The organism is Peribacillus aracenensis, assembly GCF_025175645.1.
In the GTDB taxonomy this organism is placed as follows: Bacteria; Bacillota; Bacilli; order Bacillales; family DSM-1321; genus Peribacillus; species Peribacillus aracenensis.
In genome coordinates this window covers 1-3,099 of record NZ_JANZMJ010000074.1, presented here as the reverse complement: position 1 = coordinate 3,099, position 3,099 = coordinate 1, and the positions used below count along the sequence as shown (strand labels likewise).

Here is a 3,099-nt window from a genome sequence, read left to right as displayed (position 1 = left end):
TCCAATGATACCTAGCCTTATATGAAGTTCGTGTTCCTCAGACCGGAGGTTTGCCGCTTGCTTCCTTCAGATTCCACGTCACCGTGGACACCCTTGCATTAAGCTAACCACTACTACTGCCTTCATGATTCGGGACTTTCACCCTATAGATTGCACCCATGCCGGGCGCACGAAAAAGAGCTGCCGAAGCAGCTCCCTTATTAAAATTCCGCCCGCCCCGCGGAAAGCGAGCATCTGGAGGGGAAATCAACCACACCGCACTACTTGGTAATAGCAACAAAGTATGCGAAAACAGCCTTTATCTATTTATGGTCCATAAAAAATCATAAATAGCATTAGAAATATGTTTAATATGAACAATATCTTACCAAAGAGATTTTTTATGGCTAAAACAGAAAATACAATTGAAATTAAGAATGAAAAAATTGCGAGTTTTGATGGAAAATACACAATGTCTAAAATGCCTATCATAGGAAAATACAAAAATAACATGCTAACAAATATAAATATCATTGAAAAAAGTAATGCTATCGTGATGTAAATATATGTTCTAACTTTTTTCAGCTGTTGTATCTCATAACTATTATCAACCATTTTGGCCTCCTCATATTAAATTTCTTTAATCAACCTTTCCCTAATGCTATTCTCTATCTGAACAATAAAGACCTTCTACAACTATCCTGCCCTTTTAGTTCCATAAGAAAAGGGCTTCTTAAAGAAAGCTCCGATCTTCAGCTAACGCGCCCGATAGTTCTATAAGGCTAGCGTCAGGAATATGCGGATTTATAATGTTAAGGAGATTTCGATACTAAAAAGCCCAATTTCTCAGCATTTAAATTGAGAAATTGGACTTTTTTCGTTACTCCATTAAAGCGCTCTTTAAACTCCTCAACTGGGCTCCTGCTGATTTTCCGACGGTCAATAACGGCTTCAACAATAAAGATTACTTACTTACTTTTAAAAGAAACTGATCAATACGTTCTTTTTGCCGTAAGTGGTGCCGGAAATGCATTTCGATTAGTTGAAAATATTCCTCTGCATTTAAATATCCCATTCTCCGGTGCTGAACTTTCTGGCTGGCCGGAATGTCAGAGAGCTTTTTCTCTATCTCTTGCATTTCCTCAAAGATTTGAAGCAGTCCTTCCTTTACTTCTTCTTTTCCTGTAGGGTTTGGCGGTGTGAAATCCGGTGTATCCGGACCTTTTAACCTGATTGGAGGAAACTTTCCTTCTTTGAAAATCGATTCGCCTATTTCTGTTTTTTTACCGTCATCGGAAGTAGTGCCATTAGCACATTGCTTAATGGCTTTCAATTGAAGATGCAGGGTGCTCTTTATTAAATGATTATACATTTGTCCTAATGACCATTCATCCTCAGAAGGCTTTCTTGTAAACTCATCCAGCGAATATTTACTTAACTCTTCAATATAGTACGTAGCCACCTGTTCGAATCGCTTCAATATCACTTTTGTATCCAATAGATCTCCCACTTTCTTTATAATTTTCTTTCTCTTTACTGTACGTCCCAATGCTAAACTAAATAACATCTCTGACATTAACTTCGACTCACTTACAAATAATCCCTTCTCTTTCATTCAAGAATATGGTCAATTGCTGAACAAAGGCCAAACAGCACTCTTCAACTATCCTGCCAAGCCGCCTTAAAGACAGCTCCGATTTTCAGTTAACAACACCCGTTAACAAAAAAGTAAGGAAAAATCCACTTACTTCACTATCCAGCTAATTTTGCAAACAAAAAGAACGTTAACCCTTATGGATAACGCTCTAAAATCGATTTAAAATACATTAATAATGAACGCATGAACCTATACGACTTTGCCAAGCATAAATTTCAATATCAATCTTCATTCTCTTCTTCTTCATATAAATCGTGTTCACCAATATAAATGGGGCTGTTTGCATGATCAATTCTGATTGGCCATTCATACGGAACGGATAAACGGCTGGATATATCTCTCCAAAATTTACTCGAATCGGTTTCAAAATCTTGAAACTCTTTTAATAGTTCTTTATAAGACGCACCGTCAAATTGTATATTCATTTCCTGCAACCTCATAAAAGCCATATGTCTAATTTCAAGCTCTGCTGCCTTTTCCATTTCTTCTTCCGTTGCCTCTCCGATAATGGTTCCTGGCGGGGGTATGATAGCGTAGATATTATCTACTTCTTCTCCCGTTTCTTGTGCGGAAATCAATTTATTCTTGATCCGATTAAGCATAAAGTCAACTCCTAATGGTTTTCATCTATTATATATAAGTCTGGCAAGCTGCGTAAACTAAATATTCTTCATGTTCAGCTAAAGCACCCGTTAGCTCAATAATCAGATAGTTAGTACCATCAAATCCTCATCAAAATAGTGCCCATTATACTTTAAGGCATTTCGTTCTGTACCATAGACCTCAAATCCTAAAGACTTATATAGTTTCTTTGCGGAGTCATTATCAGATACAACAGTTAAATTGATTTGTTCCAATCCATCAGAATTCCTCGCCCTTCTTATAAGTTCATTCATTAATGATTTTCCTAAACCCTGACCTCGATTGCCTGGAGCTATGTACATCCCAAAAACATTCCCTTTATGTCTGGTTTTGATATTGTTTTCACGTATAAAAGTAACAATTCCAACTAAAGATTTTCTATAATCAAAAGCACCTACAATGTACTTGTCCCTAGTTGGTTTTATTCGCTCCTTTACCGTTTCTAATGAAAATCCCACCTCTCTCTCATATGTTGAACCAAATGCTTCTGGGTTAATTTTCAATGCATTCAATCGCACTTCCTGGTATAAATGGGCATCGGACTCCATTAAAATACGAATATTCATTAGCTACTCCTTCCGTTTATTTTGCATGAAATTTAGAAGAGTTTTTCTATACGATTAAGTTTGTATAAAGCATTCTATTTATCGCTACTAATATCCTTCTTGAGCAAACCTGCCCCTTTAGTGCCATAAATCGAGTAGGAGGAGGCGCCTAGCCTCCGACCTCTCACACCACCGTACGTACCGTTCGGTATACGGCGGTTCAGTTTAAGTCTGACGTAGTTTTGTATATCGTTCATATAGATTTACTAACCCATG

The 3,099-nt window shown here is 37.3% G+C and carries 4 protein-coding genes; 1 reads left to right on the top strand and 3 read right to left on the bottom strand.

From position 1 onward, the window contains the following. The first annotated feature begins 382 nt into the window (after window positions 1-382). Entirely contained in the window at window positions 383-541 is a 159-nt protein-coding gene (locus tag N0M92_RS28895) for a hypothetical protein (protein WP_192206579.1), read from the top strand. 402 nt (window positions 542-943) lie between these two features. Here N0M92_RS28895 and N0M92_RS28890 read toward each other — a convergent pair whose 3' ends face one another. The 3 genes from N0M92_RS28890 to N0M92_RS28880 all read right to left on the bottom strand — a co-directional run bounded on the left by N0M92_RS28890 (window position 944) and on the right by N0M92_RS28880 (window position 2,826). Beyond that, window positions 944-1,477 carry a DinB family protein gene (locus N0M92_RS28890; RefSeq protein ID WP_260289001.1) on the bottom strand — a complete coding sequence of 178 codons (534 nt, stop codon included), beginning with the start codon at window positions 1,475-1,477 and terminating at the stop codon, window positions 944-946. Window positions 1,478-1,857: 380 nt separating this feature from the next. Further along, complete coding sequence (locus tag N0M92_RS28885) at window positions 1,858-2,238, bottom strand: hypothetical protein (RefSeq protein WP_260288999.1); 381 nt, start codon at window positions 2,236-2,238, stop codon at window positions 1,858-1,860. 102 nt (window positions 2,239-2,340) lie between these two features. After that, window positions 2,341-2,826, bottom strand: coding sequence for a GNAT family N-acetyltransferase (locus tag N0M92_RS28880; RefSeq protein ID WP_260289000.1), 486 nt, complete (start codon window positions 2,824-2,826; stop codon window positions 2,341-2,343). Window positions 2,827-3,099 lie beyond the last annotated feature (273 nt).

Coding starts and splice junctions, on each gene's coding strand:
- N0M92_RS28895 (WP_192206579.1), top strand. CDS start 383: ATGGCTAAAACAGAAAATACAATTGAAATTAAGAATGAAAAAATTGCG.
- N0M92_RS28885 (WP_260288999.1), bottom strand. CDS start 2,238: ATGCTTAATCGGATCAAGAATAAATTGATTTCCGCACAAGAAACGGGA.
- N0M92_RS28880 (WP_260289000.1), bottom strand. CDS start 2,826: ATGGAGTCCGATGCCCATTTATACCAGGAAGTGCGATTGAATGCATTG.